12 protein-coding genes and 2 pseudogenes are annotated in these 15,999 nt (G+C 42.7%); 11 read left to right on the top strand and 3 right to left on the bottom strand.

All coding sequences use genetic code 11. From position 1 onward, the window contains the following. Window positions 1–309: 309 nt before the first annotated feature. Window positions 310–1,913: pseudogene (locus JL57_RS36570) on the bottom strand (reverse transcriptase domain-containing protein); the annotation flags it as partial. A gap of 698 nt (window positions 1,914–2,611) precedes the next feature. Between JL57_RS36570 and JL57_RS22485 the strand changes: the two are divergent. From JL57_RS22485 to JL57_RS22470, 4 genes are all read left to right on the top strand, one after another. Then, window positions 2,612–3,373 (top strand): AraC family transcriptional regulator, encoded by a 762-nt coding sequence (locus tag JL57_RS22485; protein WP_291300426.1) that lies wholly within the window; start codon window positions 2,612–2,614, stop codon window positions 3,371–3,373. Between the two features lie 123 nt (window positions 3,374–3,496). Further along, the gene (locus JL57_RS22480) at window positions 3,497–4,372 is read left to right on the top strand and encodes an EamA family transporter (protein ID WP_034144166.1); all 876 of its coding nucleotides are present in this window, start codon (window positions 3,497–3,499) and stop codon (window positions 4,370–4,372) included. A gap of 555 nt (window positions 4,373–4,927) precedes the next feature. Continuing rightward, window positions 4,928–5,173 (top strand): hypothetical protein, encoded by a 246-nt coding sequence (locus JL57_RS22475; protein ID WP_034144165.1) that lies wholly within the window; start codon window positions 4,928–4,930, stop codon window positions 5,171–5,173. After that, window positions 5,170–6,873 (top strand): efflux RND transporter permease subunit, encoded by a 1,704-nt coding sequence (locus JL57_RS22470; RefSeq protein ID WP_366557073.1) that lies wholly within the window; start codon window positions 5,170–5,172, stop codon window positions 6,871–6,873. The genes JL57_RS22475 and JL57_RS22470 overlap by 4 nt, the downstream gene beginning before the upstream one ends. Window positions 6,874–7,413: 540 nt before the next feature. On the opposite strand, the gene JL57_RS22465 is transcribed toward JL57_RS22470, so the two are convergent. Next, a complete protein-coding gene (locus JL57_RS22465; protein ID WP_291300425.1) occupies window positions 7,414–8,079 on the bottom strand; it encodes a DUF6179 domain-containing protein in 666 nt (221 codons plus the stop codon). A 56-nt stretch (window positions 8,080–8,135) separates the two neighbouring features. On the opposite strand from JL57_RS22465, the gene JL57_RS22460 reads away from it, so the two are divergent. The 4 genes from JL57_RS22460 (at window position 8,136) to JL57_RS22445 (ending at window position 12,981) form a co-directional block, all read left to right on the top strand. After that, a complete protein-coding gene (locus JL57_RS22460; RefSeq protein WP_034144164.1) occupies window positions 8,136–8,504 on the top strand; it encodes a hypothetical protein in 369 nt (122 codons plus the stop codon). A 160-nt stretch (window positions 8,505–8,664) separates the two neighbouring features. Next, the gene (locus JL57_RS22455) at window positions 8,665–9,216 is read left to right on the top strand and encodes a hypothetical protein (protein WP_291300424.1); all 552 of its coding nucleotides are present in this window, start codon (window positions 8,665–8,667) and stop codon (window positions 9,214–9,216) included. Window positions 9,217–9,408: 192 nt separating this feature from the next. Then, complete coding sequence (locus JL57_RS22450; protein ID WP_291300423.1) at window positions 9,409–11,907, top strand: DEAD/DEAH box helicase; 2,499 nt, start codon at window positions 9,409–9,411, stop codon at window positions 11,905–11,907. Window positions 11,908–11,910: 3 nt separating this feature from the next. Beyond that, complete coding sequence (locus JL57_RS22445; RefSeq protein ID WP_034144163.1) at window positions 11,911–12,981, top strand: hypothetical protein; 1,071 nt, start codon at window positions 11,911–11,913, stop codon at window positions 12,979–12,981. Between the two features lie 125 nt (window positions 12,982–13,106). Here JL57_RS22445 and JL57_RS22440 read toward each other — a convergent pair whose 3' ends face one another. Continuing rightward, window positions 13,107–13,469: a hypothetical protein gene (locus JL57_RS22440; RefSeq protein ID WP_034144162.1), complete on the bottom strand. Its 363-nt coding sequence runs from the start codon at window positions 13,467–13,469 to the stop codon at window positions 13,107–13,109. Window positions 13,470–14,316: 847 nt separating this feature from the next. Here JL57_RS22440 and JL57_RS22435 point away from each other — a divergent pair. From JL57_RS22435 to JL57_RS22425, 3 genes and pseudogenes are all read left to right on the top strand, one after another. Further along, complete coding sequence (locus tag JL57_RS22435) at window positions 14,317–14,802, top strand: DUF1186 domain-containing protein (protein WP_034144161.1); 486 nt, start codon at window positions 14,317–14,319, stop codon at window positions 14,800–14,802. A 303-nt stretch (window positions 14,803–15,105) separates the two neighbouring features. Beyond that, a pseudogene (locus JL57_RS22430) lies at window positions 15,106–15,410 on the top strand (DUF3102 domain-containing protein); the annotation flags it as partial. 131 nt (window positions 15,411–15,541) lie between these two features. Then, window positions 15,542–15,999: Druantia anti-phage system protein DruA (locus tag JL57_RS22425; RefSeq protein WP_034144159.1), on the top strand; the 458-nt coding region annotated here is incomplete at its 3' end.

Here is a 15,999-nt window from a genome sequence, read left to right as displayed (position 1 = left end):
AAGAAAGAAAGAAAGAAAGAAAGAAAGAAAGAAAGAAAGAAAAGGTTGGAGCATGATAATATAAACGACTTGAAGGATGGGCTGAAACAAAGGTTTGATGAGATCCTAGAGACAATATAACAGCAGGGATTCACTACTTGAAGAGTTTGATGATGAAATATTTAATGCGTTGGTTGAGAAGATAGAAATTCTTACACCAACGCATTTTGTTTTTGAGTATGAAATAGGCGGATTAGCAAAGTAACCCGCCCCTTCCCGAACCGTACAAGCGACTTGTCACCGCATACGGCTCTCCATATTCCAATTGAGTTATCGTCGTTTCAGCTGATTAAACTGGAACCTGTCAGCTTCGACATTAGCAAAGCAGTGTGCGCAAAGGGGTATCTGACGCCTGTTGATGGCCAGCATGATCGTGGCAATCGGTGAGTAGGGCTTGTCGAGCTTCTTCTTCGTTTTCCTGTGATACATGCTGACATGGGACTGCTGATTACCGCAGATGTAGCAGGCATGGGCAAGCGGGTCCATCAAGCTGAACTTGGGCAGGAAAAGAAACGATTTAACTGCCAACTTGATTTTGGCGAAGAAGTTCTTTTGTCTCGAAAAAGATTTGTATAGTGCCAGACTGACTGAGCAGGCTTTACCTTTGGCATTTGTGTAATTGATCATGAGAGCTTTGCTGTATCGAGCGAACACTTTCTTTATGCTGATGTCGAATTTGCGAGCCAGCGTTTTAGCTATTGAAAACTTTACGATGTATTGGATGCGCGCACCCATATAGAAATTGGTGCATCCACGCTGTTGAGTCAGGAGTCCACGCAGTACCTGGTTGCCGTATTTGATGATTTCTTTCGGTGATTCTCTAAAGAGGCGAGTGATACCTTTGGGATAGCCATTGCCTGTACACATTCCGTTTTCACTTAGCTTTTTCATAATACCATCCATATTCATGTAAATACGGATGGTTGAGTCAAAAAGTTTGGTGGGAAATTTGCTGTGTTTGACAGCGCCCTTGCGGATGATATATCCGAGAAAGGTCACGTCACTATCTGCGGCATGTGTAATTTTGGTTTTCTCGTTGCTTAACCTTAGGCAGAGTTCGTTTTTCAGGAACTCCTTGATTTTCTGCTTCAAGTCAACGGCATAAGCCTTGGGAGCAATCAGGCCAATCAGAAAATCATCAGCATATCGCACATACTTCACTCTGCGGAAATTGGGGTCGTAGTTGTCCTTGGACGGAGGTTTTCCATTTCATAGTTCAGGTGCTTAATGGTTTTTGGATCGCTGCCGTTGCTGATCGCCTTTTTGTAAAGGTATCTTGCTTTGGTGTAGTCAGGATTTTGCTTGCGGTAATCACCTGTGGTGTCCATCTCGATAATGTTTTCCATGAATCTGTCCAGTTTATCGAGATAGATGTTGCACAGTATGGGGCTACAACAAGAACCCTGTGCGTTTCCGGTTTTGGTTCCGTGGTAAATGTGCCGCATGTCGAAGTAACCGGCCTTGAGTATCTTATTGATAAGCCGGATAAAACGTTCGTCGTTAATACGCTCCTGAAGTATCGTTTCAAGTGTGCGATGGTCGATTTCATCAAAGCAGGCGGATATGTCACCCTCAATAAACCAGATTGAACCTCTCCACGTCTCCACCTCAGCTATGGCGCTTTGTGTAGACCGTTTTGGCCGGAAGCCGTGAGAAACGTTTGAGAAGGTAGGTTCGTAGATGCACTCCAGGATAATGCGGACTGCTTCCTAAACGAGCTTGTCCTTTCCGTTTGGAAAGCTAAGTTTGCGCATTTTACCATTGCTTTTTGGTATCATCGTTGTTCTGTTTGGCTGAGGCAAGTAGGACTCGTCGCGCATGGAAGCGATAAGTTCCGCGATCCATTCCTCGCAGAAGCCATGCAGGGAGGTACCAAGCAACTCCTCTCAAAATTGGAACTTGGAATACTGCCCCCCTTCACCATGTGCCATCCATTACAGAAGGCCGTTAGGCTACTATTAGGGCTCTCTGCCATATACCGAGGGCACTTAGGCAGGTCACGTTTGACAGTTTCATATAGTGTATCCATACGTAGGTATCCGGTTGGTCGTTACCCTGCTTACCGCAGGTGCGTCAATAGGCCTGCTTATACCCAATTCTTCAAATCTTGGGCATACCCATTGATACCAGTTATTATTACGTCCGGTAGCGCCCAAAGCCACAGACCCGGATTCAGCCCCTAGGCTTTACCATATATGTCCTGACTCGCCAGGCCACTCGACAGCACTTGCTGTCTAATCCTGACTTTACCGACATGCTGTTGTCCCCCAGAGGCTTTCGCATGAGGTTAGTCGGTTGTCTTACATCGCAATTGCAGGAGCGATGATTTCTACGAAATATATATGAAACGCACAACGTGCGCAATGGAAAGTGGGATGAGGGTGGAGGAGGTTGAGGAGTGAAAATTTACAGAAACATTGTTGTTCACTTAACATAAAAGGCTGGGACGTAATGCTATTATAAGTGTGAAAGTATAGGGATTATTATTCGGATGCTGGAGCGTTTAACAGAAGAAATTTTCATATAAATTTTATAAATAAGCTGTTAAAATAATATATTGTGAGTAATCAAAGTGAGTTTAGTTAATGTTTTTGAAAAAGGTGGGGCAGCAGTGGATAATAAAATAATTTGTGAACACAGGACTTATACCGATGTTATGAAAACCCATGACCACAGATTTGTTCAGTTAATACTGCCGCTTCAGGGAGTTCTGAACATCAAGACCGACGGCAAGGAATTAAAGCTAGATGAGGCCCATTTGTTTTTGCTTCCCCCTTCCTGCCAGCACACCTTCTGGGCAAAACAGAACAACAAATTTCTGGTATTGGATATTCCCCAATTTATGTTTCAATTGGGGGGATTGGATAATTTTCCAGGTGGACAAAACTATGAAATGGATGAGAAATGGAAAGCCATTAGATTCCTTCTTTTAAGTGAAGCTGATCAAGGTAAAATCGAATCATCTAGGATCAGTTCTCTTTTTCGTTTTTTTAATACCTACTTGACAGAATATCAGATTCCGGACTCGGTTAAATATATTCAGAAATTCTATAACGAACAGATAAGCCTGGAGAAGCTCGCTTCTTTGGAACATTATACTGTTAGTTATTTTTGTTCATGGTTCAAAGGCATTATGAACTGTACCCCGATGGCATATCTGAAAAAAGTGAGAATCCAGCAGTCAAAACAACTGCTTCTTGGGACAAGTCTTAATATTTTGCAGATTGCTTGGGAAGTCGGATATGTCCACCAGTCTTCTCTAGATAGAGTGTTTAAAGAAATCGAAGGTATTACTCCAGCAGAATATAGGCGGAACAATATGAAGATAAGCTAAAAAATATCCTAATCCCGGTGAAAAAAACTTTATCATTTTGCTTTATTATTATATAAAAGGAAGCTGATCGGTTGTTTTACTTTTATTATTAAAAATTGTTGAAATCAGCTAAAGGAGAAAATAATGAAGCATAATGAAACTTTTTTCTCAAGCCTAGTGTTGGCAGCGGCGGTGCTCTGGGGAACGACAGGCACAGTCCAATCTTTTGCCCCTCCCGGCGCATCGCCATTGTCCATTGGAGCTGTTCGCCTGGCGGTAGGCGGAGCGGCTCTTCTGATTTTTGCCTGGCGGCGGGGGGCTTTGGCGGGAAATCCCCCCTGGTTCAAGGGGACCATATTCCTCGCAGCCGGGTGTATGGCTGCCTATCAGCTTTTCTTTTTTGCCGGAGTTTTGAAAACGGGGGTGGCTGTAGGAACAGTGGTGACCATCGGCAGCGCGCCGGTGTTCGCTGGTCTAATTTCTCTGACTTTGCGGCGGGAAAACCCGGGGCTGAGGTGGGCGGCAGCCACCCTGCTTGCAGTGATCGGGTGTATTCTGGTGATTACTGGCGGTCAGAAACTAGCACTGAACTCCATTGGCGTCGTCCTAGCCTTGGGGGCCGGCGTCTCATATGCACTTTATGCCGCCGCGAGCAAGGAACTGCTGGTGTCTCACCCTCTGGAAGCAGTGACCGGGATTGTATTCTCTATTGGGGCATTGCTACTTTCTCCTTTTCTCTTTTTTTACAACCTGGAGTGGCTGAAAACCATCCAAGGTACCGGTGTTGCCCTCCATTTGGGATTAGTGGCCACTGCCCTTGCTTATGTTTTGTTTTCGCATGGTTTGGCCAAAATACCCTTTCCCAAAGCAGTTACTTTATCCCTTGCGGAACCGGTTACTGCAGCGGCATTGGGATTGTTTCTGCTGAAAGAAAAATTATCTCTTCTTTCTCAAGTCGGGATGATTCTGGTTTTTGCCGGATTGGTTATCCTGTCCTTGGGGGGATTACGTAAAAAATGAAATAAAACGTAATTCATCGTCTTGCGGAAATAAGGGACAATGAACAAATATTTAATGCGTTGGTTGAGAAGATAGAAGTTCTCACACCTACGCATTTTGTTTTTGAGTTAAAGAGCGGGTTGAGTGTGGTTCGAATCCTCTGGTAAAAGAGAAGAAATATAAGAGCATAAATTACTAGTGGTGTATTGGATTAATAATATAACCACTACAAAGGCAATCCCGCCTCTTTTACATGAGGTGGGATTGCCTTTGTAATTATGTTTTTGAGGAAAAGCCTATTCTTCTTGCAACATGACAAAATACAATTTTTTTAACTTTCCCCAATCATTACCGTCGTCCTTATGGACTTCAAATAATGCTTTTAGCTCCATATCATTCACCGGCTGTCCCAATTGGCGCTGTATTTTTCTGGCAATAGATTGTTAATGTAACGAAAAGCTTTTATAATAAGAGTATTTAAACACCTACTCGCGTTTGCTTTATCAAACTAAACGGAATAGGAGCTAAAACAAAGTAAGGATTGGATTTTTGTTCAGTCTAATGAGGGGTGAAGGTATGAGTAAAAAGAGAATGATCTCAGTCCTAATTATAGTCGTTATTTTTATAGGTGGAGTTGTACTTTTTAATCGAAATGAACTTCAATCAATCTTTGTGGCCAAGGATAATGAAAGCGTGGCACCAGTTCTAAGTAACAAGGTAGCTGTGCAAGTAATCAGTCCGCAAGAGGCAACTCAAAGCGAAGGGCTATACTATAAGGCAACATTGGAAGCTGATCAGGAAGGAATTGTAAAGAGGCCATAGGGGTTGATATCGTTAAACAATCGGGTTCTAATACAGTTCTTGTCTCCGATAATGTAAAAAAACAATTAGAGATTATCAAGGGAGTTCTCCCCCAAGGAATTGCGATAGATGTTGTCGCGGATAATTCTGTGTCTATACGTGATTCGGTCAACGAAGTTGTAAAAACGATCCTTGAAGGGTGTATCCTGGCGGTCATTATAGTATTCCTTTTTTTACGGGAATGGGAAACTACCTTGATCAGTGGAATTTCCTTACCAACATCGATTGTAACAACCTTCATTGCCATGAAGGTCATGGATTTTTCTCTTAATACCATGTCACTGATGGCCCTGTCGCTGTCGGTCGGCTTATTGATTGACGATGCCATCGTGGTAATCGAGAATATTATCCGGCACTTACATATGGGGAAGCCGCCCATGCAGGCAGCCCGGGAGGCTACATCGGAGATTGGCTTAGCGGTTATGGCAACAACCTTTGCAGTGGTTGCGGTTTTTGTGCCTATCGCCATGGTTACGGGGATTATCGGAAAATATTTTATTGAATTTGGACTCACCGTAGCCTTTAGCATGCTGGTTTCACTGTTTATATCCTTCACCTTAGTGCCTATGATGTCTTCCAAATTATTAAAGTCTGAGAGAAAGATGAAAAGAACCTTTGTGGGTCATTTTTTAGACTGGTTTAATGAGAAATTTGATTTACTGGGAACCAAATATTCTGAATTTTTAAAGGTTGTTCTTCGTCACCGTTTTATAACCCTAATCTTTACTATTGTAATTTTTGCTGCCAGCATGCGGTTGATTCCTTTGCTGGGTTTCAGTTTTATCCCATCCACTGATGCAGGGGGTATAAATATAAGCGTGAGTACAGACTCTGGTTTGACATTGCAGGCTGGAGGGGAAAAAGCCCAACAAATTGAAAAAACGATTGTGGAATATCCTGAAGTCACTCATGTTTATACTACGGTCAGCCCTGAAAAAATATCACTCTATGTAAAATTAACTGAGAAACAAGAGCGAGAAAAGTCGTCGAAACAGATTGCCTCAGAAATCAGGGAGGACTTAAAAGGAATCTCCGGAGTTGAACTGGCTGTTAAATCAAGTTCCTTAGGACCCAACGAGGGTAAGGATGTCTCCTTTGTTATCCTGGGAAACGACACGGAGGTAATGCAGGCTTTCGCGCTGAAAGCGAAAAAGATACTAAGTCAAGATCCTCATGCCAAAGATGTAGCCCTAGATCTCAAAACTGGCAAAACGGAAACAAAATTAGAGGTTGATAGAGATAAGGTTTCTGATTTAGGTGTTGATACAGCACTTGCGGCTGCGACTATACAGGCGCTTTTTGACGGAATAGATGCCGGTAAATTTGAGTGGGCAGGTGATAGGTATAATGTGAGGGTATCATTGAAAGACGATCAGCGTAAGAGCTTAGATAATCTGGATGGTATTTATGTCAGTGGCTCAAATGATCGACAGATACCGCTTGCCAATATTACGAAGAAAGTTCTTTCTACTTCATATTCCACAATCCATAAGTATGATAGGTTGATACAGATTGAGCTTTCCACAAATGTCGAAGGAATAGCCACTGGGGACTTGCTGGATGATCTGAAGAAAAAGTTCCGCAGAAAGACTAAAGAAACTGTATCCCCCAATTTACCATACGAAAAACGAGATTTATCGGTAAACCAAAATTCATATTAAATGATCCGCTTGTTTTTAGGGGATGTGTTGGTAATTGCACATCCTTTTTTCATTTTTGGTTATCCTACTTAGAGGTCATAAGTTCATTCTAAGGAGGGTTTTAAATTATGGGTAACAAAAATGATCAAGACACTGGAAATGGGCCAGGAAAAGGACAAGATAAAGGGGCTGGACCACGAAAAGGAAAAGCGAAAGAAAAAGGGTAAGCACAAGGGAAGCTGCGCGAACAAGGGTGAGTTCATTACAGGATTCAATACCCAATGGTAACTGTATCTAATAGGAAGACTATAGTTTTGAAAGCAAACAAATGCCCTAGAAATATTCTGGGGCATTTGTTAATACAAGGGAGAATAAATAGGGCTGAAACATGGCTACGGGAGGTCGGCAATCTAGAAGACTATAGTTTCAACGAGCTTTCGAATCCTCTTTTGTCTGGTTAAATCAATTTGATTAAAGAAGCTATTGAGCTTATCGTGCCATTCCTTCTCGTTCTCGGTGAAATGGATATCAGAGTCGATGATATTGTCTGTGGGTACCATTTTAATAAGAAGTGCTAATTCCATATCTCCAAGTGACTCGAAGATTGATGGTAAATTCATTATCAAAGATACAATAGCTCTCGAGGATATCCATATAATCGCTAATGCTGTGAATTTCTTTCTGGATGATTGCAAGTTTATCTGAGACATATCGACATTCTCTGATTTCATCAACGATGCTTCGGAATCGTTCATCCTCAAGTTTATTTCCCTCTTGAAAGATGGTTGTTTGTTGTTGATTGTTTTTGAAGCTAATAAATATTGAATCCAGGCAGTTATTTTCAAGAGCATTCATTAGCCTTATAGATAACTCTGGAATAATTTCTGCCATGTGATTTTGCAATACACTATCGGATAGTTCAAGCTTTCTACAAAGTTGTCTTAAGGCTTCGTGAAAACTGTTTATTAGTTCCATTTTAGATAGATTCTGAAATCTTCCTTGCAAACATTCCCTTTCTACGGGTTCGATATTGAGTTGAGTAGGGGGTTTGTTTATCATCACACAACCAAGTGCGTTGGTTAACACCAGTCCGAAAATATTGATGAGAAGATCTTTAGCCTGGTCATTGAAGCCCTGTAACAAACGATGAATTGCTAGCATGGGAAATAGATTTAAGAATTTATTCTCCAAACTGAGTGTTCTAAGATAATTTAAGACCATAACCATAACCACTCCCCCGGTGAAATTTCAAGTAGTTTATATATACTTGGGTTTTTTTGAAGATGAAAAAGGCTATTATTTTTGCCGTGGTTTTACTGTTGCTGGCCCTTGTGGTCGGATGCAAAAACAGTATTCAGAATTCCCCTGTGCAGGCTCCTGACAGCATTAAGCAGGAGGCAAACCTGAAAAACGGTGACATCACCGATCCGTTTGAACTGGAAAAACTCTGGCAGGAATATTTTTATGATTCAATTGCCAACGTAGGCAGTACCCGGGAATTTAACTCCGCCCAGGAAATTGCGCCACTCAATGTGGCCAGGTTTTACGGGTTGAAGTATGTGGCCGAGCACGGCAAGGAAAACCTGGAGACAGTCAATGAAAGTCCCTTCCAACTGCTGCCTGAACCTGAAAACATTACAGATCGAGCCTAAAATCATTTCCGTCAAAGCAACAGAAACCCATATTCTGGGGGTTTTGACTGACGGGCGCATCGTGTTTTGGTATAGCCTTAATCCCAGCGAAAACGGGGTATGCATTACAAAGTAAGTAGAACACTACGAATTATCAAGAGAAGTAGTTGAAGGTGGGGTGATGAGTTTGACCAATTTTATTTCCAAACGGGTTGTCTTGATGCTTATCGTACTGATAGCCGTAGTAACTACAGGAACGCTGTACTACCGTTCCCGATCCATTATCGAGGAAGAGATGTATTTAACTATGGACTTCACTATTGACGCCAACACGGATAACGGCGCCTTTTTGCGTTTTGTCACACCCGACGGCAAGGAGAAGATTGAAGTATATGAAAGGCGGTTTGCCGACGGAACGAAAATATTCGAATCACGCAGCTTTAAACACGATCTCGGTTGGTGGGAACAATCTACTGTGGGTCAGGGGGAGCAGACGTTAGATAAGGTGAGAGGAGTAGGAGGAAATCAATTTTATCACCTTTTAGAAATAATGGATCCGGCGATTACGAGCCTTGTCTACGAGTACCAGGTAGGGGATAAGGTCTCATTGAGAATAGTTGAGGTAAACCAGCGCAGGTTTACAGCATTTTATCGTCAGCCGTGGAATAAGGAGTATCACCAAATTTATGGGTTAAATGAAAATGGCGAAGCCCTTTGGGATATTGATTCTTAGCATCAAAGGACCATCATACAGCAGAACTCATAAGAAAAATATGCCATTGCCCTGGTATTCGGCGGAACGACAACAAATGACACCTTGAGGAGCCAAAGGATAGGATTGTTCTTCTCGGGCAGGAGGAAAATTGTAGACTTATAGCGAAAATAATTTAGGAAAGAATGAGATAAAGGAGAGCGGAAGGGACAAATGACAGATCTAATAAACAAGGTAGTTTTTGAAATACCCCCCACCTTAAGAGTTCTAAATAGTTTGCCTCTTCCAAATGATCTACAAGTTCTTTTCAGTCCGTTTGCTAAAGAGACTGTCGTCTTATTGGATGAAATAGGCAGTTGGATAACGGCTAAAGTTAATAAACAAGCTACCTTTTTAAAAGGCGCAAATCTTGTTGATTTTTTTGAAGCACAGGGTTATTTGCGACTGGAGTTGTCTCATATGGGAGAAAATTATTTCAGGGTTATTCCAATCAGGGAAATGCTTGAACATAACCTGGAACATAACCTAGAGCAGCCTACGAATCAGTTATCCTTCGATTTTTTGGTTGCAGGGCAGGAACCACAGAAACCCATCAGTTCGCAGGGGAAAACAGAACATAAACCAATACAAGAGCCGTTAGAAAGAGCAAAAGAAAAACCAAAGACGATTGAAAGCCATACCTTTGGAGAAAAGATGCAGACCCAACACACCCAGGTTGAAAAAGAGGGGAAACAAAGAACAACGGTCCCAATGAAAAAGGACCCAATGAAAAGCGACCTAAAGGGAAAGAACAGAGAAAAGGTCCTCACCAAAGACCCCTCAGCGGCTAAGGTTAATAAACCGCTCCAGCCGATCAGCATTCCGGCTGATCGACCCAGTATTTTGCCTGATTTGCCTGAGAATATTTCTATAATTCATCAACCTGTGAAAGTTCTCAAACCGCCTTCAGAACACACGTTGCTAAGCGTTGTTTTCCATACTGCTGAAGATGCGCAGGTTCTCGAAAGGGTTAAAGCTGGGCATTTTTCACGAACTTCAGATTTTTATCTGCGCCAGCGGGCTTTGCAGTTGTCTGTAAGTCCTGGCTTTGAGACGTTGATGTCTCTGCAGGCTGCTCGACATCTTCAGCCTCTTGATTACCAGTTAAGGACTGTTCGCCACGTTTTGATGAATTTACGGGGGCGGGCTTTGCTATGTGATGAAGTGGGCATGGGTAAAACAGTGGAAGCTGGGCTCATCACTCTGGAATATATTTTACGGGGCTTAGTGCGCCGGGTTCTAGTTTTGTCGCCACCCTCGCTCGTCGAACAGTGGCAGGAGGAAATGCGCAGTAAATTCAATCTCGATTTCATTGTTTATGACAGTGCTGAGTTTAAAGCACATCCTAATCCTTGGGCAACGTTCCCTCGAATTATTGCTTCTATCGACACGGCTAAAAGGGGAAGTAAGCAAGAGCAAATATTGGCAGTCCCTTATGATCTCGTGATCGTTGATGAGGCGCATCATTTAAAAAAGCAGCGTTCCCAAGCCTATCAGTTGGTAAGTCAGCTTAAGAAAAAATATATTCTGCTCCTCACCGCCACACCGGTCGAAAACGATTTAGAGGAGTTATTTAATTTGATCACTTTGCTTTTTCCAGGTCAACTGGAGACTGCAGCTTCATTTAAACGTAAATATATCACCCGTGGGGATCCCTTAAAACCTAAGAATACGGAAACTCTCAAACAATTGATCAGGGAAGTCATGGTACGCAACCGACGTAGTGAAACTGGTGCAATAGCCTGTAGACGGAGTGCGGATATGATTCGGATAGAACTCACACCGGAAGAAAAGGCGTTTTACCAGCGTCTTACAGTTTTTGTTCGAGTGTCTTATAGAGTGGGAGTGGACAAGGACCAGACAGAAGTCCATGCCTTTGTGCTGAAAATATTACAGAGGGAAGCGGGTAGTAGTATCGAGGCCGTACTGCCTACTCTCAAGAAGATGGCAGCTAATCAGGATTACCCGGAAAGTTTGCGAGGGGTTTTAACGGTACTTGCCCGACAAGCAGGAAACGTACCACGACGGGCCAAAGTTGAAACATTGCTCAAACTGTTGCCTAGGATCCAAGGCAAGGTCATAATTTTCACTAGTTTTACGGAAACGCAACATTATCTGGTCCAAACCCTGCGAACGCATGGTTTACTCATGGCAGAACTACACAGTGGTTTACGCCGGCAAGAGAAAGAGGAACAGGTTCGCTTATTTGCGGGAGATGTAGATATCTTGGTTTCCACAGAAACAGGCAGTGAAGGACGCAATCTCCAGTTTGCTAATAACATCATTAATTACGACTTGCCATGGAATCCAATGCGCATAGAGCAACGAATCGGACGTATCCACCGCATAGGTCAGGAAAGGGATGTCCATATCTATAATTTCTCCGCAGTGGATACGATTGAAGCTCATATTTTAGAAATTCTTGATGCCAAGATCAACATGTTTCAGTTGGTCGTCGGCGAATTGGATATGATCTTAGGAGATTTGACGGAAAAACGCGACTTTGAAGATTTAATCATGGACATTTGGGCTAGATCAGATAACGATGAATCGTTGAAGTTAGAGATGGAAGAACTGGGAGATCGACTGGTAGTTGCGCGGGATCATTACTTAGCGGTTAAAGAACTGGATGACCGTCTCTTGGGTGAATTGGCTCCAGAAGAGGGGGAGTAAACCGTGCGTTTTGAGGAAACACCTAGTTTGGAAAAGTTTGTTTTGGATTATTTGCAACGAGTTGGAGCACTGACCGAACAAGAAAGCTATGCAACCTTGGGGGTTCTGCTCCCGGACGATTTGACGGGGTATTTTAGGGAGGAACAGTTGCTCTTGGCTTTTGATTATGAGGTGGCTGAGGAAACTGAGGGGAGTTTGCTTATCACCCATGGCAGCCCTTTTTTAGATAAAACGGTGGAATCTGTCCTGCAAAATTACGGTCATTTTACAGTGAGGTATTGGTCGGGGCATATACCAGAACTACCCCGCAATTTTGAACAAAAAATTCTAGCGAAACTGGAGTTTCGGCGCTGTCGTCCTCCAAAGGTCAATATGCACGTGGTGGAAGAATGTATTTTTTATGAGTTTAATTTTCGTTGTACGTTTCGCTCCCACGAAAAGAGTGAAGAGGTTGTGACCGTTGTTGTGAATGGCAGTAACGGCCAAGTACAGACAGATTTTTTCCAATCCTGGCAAAAACACGTACCTGCAGAGAAACGTGAGTATTCTCTCCCTCAGGCTAGGCAATTGCCGCTAGATGGTCTATATCAGACCGCTTGCCGAAACGCGGAGCAAGTGACACAGATGTGGGTAGATAAAATCATGGCACAAGGGGCCTGGCAAAAAAAGAAAGAGTTAGCCAAAATTGCGAGTTATTACGGTGAATTGGCAGCAGAGATACAAAAGAAATTGACGGGACTAGGAGATCTGAAAAAAAAGGCTCGCCTAGAGCAGCAAATGTCAGCAACCTTAGCGGATCGCGAACGGCGGGAAAAGGATGCGACAGAACGTTACGGGGTAGAAGTCGATATTCACCTCGACCACGTTGTGGCTTATTATATTCCTTGCTTGTGGGTAAAACTGGAATTGGCACACAAGGATCAGGTGCGCGCTTTCACTGTGTTCTACAATCCTCTCTCGAACGAGATCGAGACGCCAGTTTGTGAGTGCTGCGGGAGGCAGACTACTAGCTTAGTTCCAGACCGAGATGGTTTCGTATGTCCGGAATGTAGCGTTGGAGGGAGGAAAAAGTAAACTCGTTCAGCTAAAGCTGAACATCGGAGTAAAAAGGCACATCCCTGACAAGGAATGTGCCTTTTTACCTTTTCTTCCAACGCTCGTAATACTTTGCTCGACTGCGACACGAAAGGAATGGCGTACTAGCAATTATTTAGAGTCTGGATGATTTCTTCTGCTTCATAAAAAGTTGGAGCAGTAGCCAAGATGACAACTACCTTAGAAAGAATAGCCTCGTTGGTAAGGTTAAGGATGGTATCTTTGAGACTTTGGCCTTGACCGCCAAATCGGGCAGGGAGTATTTCAATAGCATTTTGGTGAGCCTTTTCGATCCTACCTTCAAGCTTACCTTTCTCTTCGCTCAATCTCGTGGCTCTCGTAATTTTTGCCGCTTCGTCCAGTTCGAATTTTCTTCGTCGTTGGTACTCGGCGATCACTGCGGGGTCACTGCTGATTTCTTCTAATCTTCGAACGGCGTAGTTCATCACTGGATCTTCGATGGCCATGTTTTCCACCTCCTCTGCCATGGTTTCGTCATTAGGAGCCAATAGAAAGATAATCCACTTCAAGGCAGATTGTGGCGATTCTTATCAAGGATAGGTACTGAATATTCGTGGTTCTCGGACAATGTCTGGTTCCGGTTCACCTTATTTTTATATGAATATTTCATATCCATTCACCTCATATTAGCAAAATATTAATAAACTTTACTGCAGATATTCCTACAATTGCGCATTAATTACTCCAACAACGATCCCCCAATATCCGGGCAAGGACGCCCAGTCCTGCATGGTCTGTCGCTGATTTCAGTTAACGTCCCGAGGGTTTGCGACGTCGAGTTACTACATTCATATTCTCTCGGATTTCGGGAATTCGCTGTTGTACTAAACCGCTGCGCGGTGGCTATTTTCTTGCTGAAATTCAATTAGATTTATGATATCATCAATACTGAGGTTATTCCTTTTACTCGGAAAGGGTAAAATAATGTAATTATCTGTTGGATAAATATATAAATCATGTAGAAAAGATTGAATTCCCATATACACATACTATCGCTCGGCAGACGGTTCAGTACAACATACGATTCATGATGTTCCTACCCCGTATGCCTCCCAAACCGATTGTTTCACTTAACGTCCCGAGTATTCACGAAGTCAACCCCAAACTCCCACCTCAAATCAGATTTCGTGAAGTTAGGCGGAGTATCCGTCTTGTGAGGAATACTTGCAAAAAAGTTGGGATACCTATGCCCATTTTAAGTGAACATATATAATAATTTCCACTTCATGAAGGTATTTCCTCTTTTCTGTCGAAGATTATTGGATAGAAATGGAGGGAGACGGGTACAAACATATGTCACACTTATATGCATATATTGATGAATCTGGTATCTTCCAGAAATTTAATAATCTAATCATCAATATCTACGATGGAGATGTGAATTTATTACATAAAATCATTGAAAATGAAGAAATCGATGGTTATATTCGGGGTTCCGCACTACATACTTTAGTCGTGCTTGTTGCACAGAGACGGATAGAGCGTGAGGACGTGGTTGAATATTTCAGAGAACTATTCAACGGTGGGTTAGACCGTGAGTATTCACATGTATATGCTCTAGTGGGGTGTAGTAATTATCTTTATCCAGAAGAAGTCATCAGGGATATTAAACAAGCTTATGATGAGGAACTAGTAGATCCTGGATATATAGAATTTGAAGAGATAAAAAATCAGCTTGCCCAAAACAAAGAGATTGTTCTTGCTGAATTATATAATAATCGGAACTATCAACTCATTGATGATATTATTCAGGAATTGGAATACTGGGCATGTTTCTGAAAAAAGGAAAATAAAAGAAGGCTCCACCTAAACTTACGGCGGATCGTAGAGGTAGTTGGTCGTGGTACCAACAACCTTAATATCCCGCTTTCCGTTCAGCTCGCCGAACAGTCTGCGGCCAACCTATAAAAAAGTAACACTCCCGCTGTCCTCTTAATATGCATGCACAAGAAGATGTTAACGGGAGTGGAGGTTGTTCATTTCTGTTGAAACGGTGGACAGGCCGTTTAAATGAGGTTTGTCACACTCATAAGCCTGGCCCCATATTCTGTGAATAAAGTAGCAGAAAGGACAGGTAGTATTATGAATGATTTGATCACAGATCGCACGCCGCTCATGATCGCGGCTGAAATAAACACGATCAGACACCAGGCCGGGAAAATCCTTCTTGCCGGCGCCATTGAGATCGGCCGTCGTCTGAAGGAGGCCAAGGACCTGCTTCCCCATGGGGAATGGGGCAAGTGGTTGAATGAATCGTCAGTTACTCCCAGCGAACGGCCGACAGGCTGATGCAGCTCTTCGAAGAGTATGGGACGATACTGCTTGCTTCCCCCGACAGTGACGGTAATCCAAATTCGTCACTGGTGACGAATTTAACCTACATCCAATTGTAATCCGGTTTACATCCCGCCATAGCTAAGGGGTGTAGAGGTTTTCAAAATAACTTTTTCTCAAAATAGGGCTGATAATACACAAATCAATATGGTATGGTAGTCTTAGAAAGGTAGGTTTGGTACCTATGGATAAGACTAGCATGACTTTCTCTGGAAGAAAATTCACGTCTGAAGATATAGAGCTTATCAAGTGGACGAGAAAAAGATATCCACAACTATCCAGGACAGAGTTAGCAAGAACCTTATGTGAGTTTCTAGGGTGGACTACACCAGCAGGAAAAGCAAAAACACCTCAATGTACATCCTTTCTAGAAACATTGGAAGAAGCAGGACTCATTAAACTTCCACCGTTAGACACTTCAAAAATAAGGCTTAGGAATTCAAAACTACCAGACTTCAATATCGATACCACTCCGATCGCAGATGAATTAAAGGACCTATTGCCAATAAATCTTGAAATTGCGAGAGCCGGTATAGGGTTGAAGCTTTGGAAACGATACATTAGTGATTATCACATGATCGGTGAGAAACAAGTCTATGGTGCTCAATTAGCCTACTTTATTAAATCAAAAGAGACGATCCT

Source organism: Desulfosporosinus sp. BICA1-9 (assembly GCF_000802135.1).
Note: the sequence above shows the minus strand (reverse complement) of the source record. Positions and strands in the feature narration are given on the sequence as shown.

What these genes read in the sequence shown, in the direction of transcription:
- JL57_RS22480 (WP_034144166.1), top strand. Translation starts at nt 3,497, where the DNA reads ATGAAGCATAATGAAACTTTTTTCTCAAGCCTAGTGTTGGCAGCGGCG.
- JL57_RS22475 (WP_034144165.1), top strand. Translation starts at nt 4,928, where the DNA reads ATGAGTAAAAAGAGAATGATCTCAGTCCTAATTATAGTCGTTATTTTT.
- JL57_RS22465 (WP_291300425.1), bottom strand. Translation starts at nt 8,079, where the DNA reads ATGGTTATGGTCTTAAATTATCTTAGAACACTCAGTTTGGAGAATAAA.
- JL57_RS22460 (WP_034144164.1), top strand. Translation starts at nt 8,136, where the DNA reads ATGAAAAAGGCTATTATTTTTGCCGTGGTTTTACTGTTGCTGGCCCTT.
- JL57_RS22455 (WP_291300424.1), top strand. Translation starts at nt 8,665, where the DNA reads ATGAGTTTGACCAATTTTATTTCCAAACGGGTTGTCTTGATGCTTATC.
- JL57_RS22450 (WP_291300423.1), top strand. Translation starts at nt 9,409, where the DNA reads ATGACAGATCTAATAAACAAGGTAGTTTTTGAAATACCCCCCACCTTA.
- JL57_RS22440 (WP_034144162.1), bottom strand. Translation starts at nt 13,469, where the DNA reads ATGGCCATCGAAGATCCAGTGATGAACTACGCCGTTCGAAGATTAGAA.
- JL57_RS22435 (WP_034144161.1), top strand. Translation starts at nt 14,317, where the DNA reads ATGTCACACTTATATGCATATATTGATGAATCTGGTATCTTCCAGAAA.